The sequence below is a fragment of the Clavibacter lycopersici genome (genome assembly GCF_003576405.1).
GTDB lineage: Bacteria > Actinomycetota > Actinomycetes > Actinomycetales > Microbacteriaceae > Clavibacter > Clavibacter lycopersici.
The window spans coordinates 1-2,127 of the sequence record NZ_QWGT01000347.1; the positions used below are offsets into that span (position 1 = coordinate 1).

The 2,127-nt window shown below is 73.0% G+C and carries 1 protein-coding gene; it reads left to right on the forward strand.

The genetic code is table 11. The features are described from left to right. Nucleotides 1-2,127: Rne/Rng family ribonuclease (locus DZG00_RS14910; protein WP_199689832.1), on the forward strand; the 2,127-nt coding region annotated here is incomplete at both ends.

Below are 2,127 nucleotides of genomic sequence, written 5' to 3' on the forward strand. Positions count from 1 at the left end.
CCCCCGAGGGCGCTACCGCTGAGCCCCTCGCCGAGCAGGCCGCCGCGCCCGCCGCCCGGGCGCCCCGGAAGCGCGCGCCGCGCAAGGCCGCCGTCGCGGCCGAGCAGGAGGCCCCCGCCGCCGGCATCCCCGACACGGATGCGGTCGTCGACGAGCCCGAGGCCGCCGAGCCGACGGACGAGCCGGCCGCCGACGCACCCGCGCCCACGCGCTCCGTCCCGTCCCTCTCCGTCTTCTTCCAGGCCCCGGACATCGCGCCGCTGCCTCCCCGCCGCGATCGCGACGACCGGCGGGACGACCGCCGCGGCGACGCCCGCGACGAGGACGACGACCTCGACCGAGACGAGCGACCCTCGCGCTCCTCGCGCCGGGGCGGACGCGGCCAGGACCGTGGACAGGACCGCGTCCAGGACCGCGCCTCGGACCGCAGCTCCGGCCGTGACGGCCGTGGCCGCGACGGCCGCGACGACGACCACGACGACGAGGACGACTCCCCGTCGGTCCGCCGCCGCGCGCGCCGCCGCTCCGGCGAGGAGGGCCGCGACGGCGACGACGCGCCCGGCACCGTCGTCAAGGTCCGCACGCCCCGCGAGCCCGAGCTCATCACGGAGCCGCAGCGGATCAAGGGGTCCACGCGCCTCGAGGCCAAGAAGCAGCGACGCCGCGACGGCCGCGACGCCGGGCGCCGCCGCCCCGTGCTCACCGAGTCCGAGTACCTCGCCCGCCGCGAGTCGGTCGACCGCAGCATGGTCGTGCGCTCGCGCGACGGCAAGATCCAGATCGGCGTGCTCGAGGACCAGGTGCTCGTCGAGCACTACGTGGCCCGCGCCGACGAGGCGTCGCTCATCGGCAACGTGTACCTCGGCCGCGTCCAGAACGTGCTGCCCAGCATGGAGGCCGCCTTCATCGACATCGGCCGCGGCCGCAACGCCGTGCTCTACTCCGGCGAGGTCGACTGGGAGGCCGCGAACGCCGACAAGGGCGGCGGCAGCCACGCGCGCCGCATCGAGGTCGCGCTCAAGCCCGGCGACCGCGTGCTCGTCCAGGTCACCAAGGACCCGGTCGGCCACAAGGGCGCCCGCCTCACGAGCCAGGTGAGCCTCCCCGGCCGCTACCTCGTCTACGTGCCCAACGGATCCATGAACGGCATCAGCCGCAAGCTCCCCGACACCGAGCGCGCGCGCCTGAAGAAGACGCTCAAGGAGGTGCTGCCCGAGAACGTGGGCGTCATCGTCCGCACCGCCGCCGAGGGCGCGACCGAGGAGCAGCTGAAGCTCGACGTCGAGCGCCTCACGTCGCAGTGGGCCGAGATCAGCCGCCAGGTCGAGAAGGCGCAGGCGCCCGCGCTCCTGCACTCCGAGCCCGACCTGCTGCTGAAGATCATCCGCGACGTGTTCAACGAGGACTTCCGCGAGCTCGTGATCGACGGCGGCGACGCCCAGGAGATCATCGAGGGCTACCTCCGCGGCGTGGCGCCCGACCTCATCGACCGGGTCCAGGCGTACTCCGGAGAGAAGGACTCCTTCGACCACTACCGCATCAGCGAGCAGATCGAGAAGGCGCTCGACCGCAAGGTGTGGCTGCCCTCCGGCGGCTCGCTCGTGATCGACCGCACCGAGGCCATGACCGTCGTCGACGTCAACACGGGCAAGTTCGTCGGATCCGGCGGCAACCTCGAGGAGACCGTCACCAAGAACAACCTCGAGGCCGCGGAGGAGATCGTCCGCCAGATGCGCCTGCGCGACATCGGCGGCATCATCGTCGTCGACTTCATCGACATGGTGCTCGAGTCCAACCGCGACCTCGTGCTCCGCCGGCTCGTGGAGTGCCTCAGCCGCGACCGGACGAAGCACCAGGTGGCCGAGGTCACCTCGCTCGGGCTCGTGCAGATGACGCGCAAGAAGCTCGGTCTCGGGCTCCTCGAGTCGTTCTCCGAGAACTGCGAGACGTGCGCCGGGCGGGGGATCATCATCCACCACGACCCGCTCATGGCCCACAAGCAGACGCCGCAGGAGCCCGTGCAGGGCCAGGGTCGCCGTCGCGGCGGCAAGGGCCAGCAGGACAGCGGCGGCAACGGCAACGCCGGCGGAGGTCGTGGCAACGGCGGGGGACAGGCGCAGCAGCAGC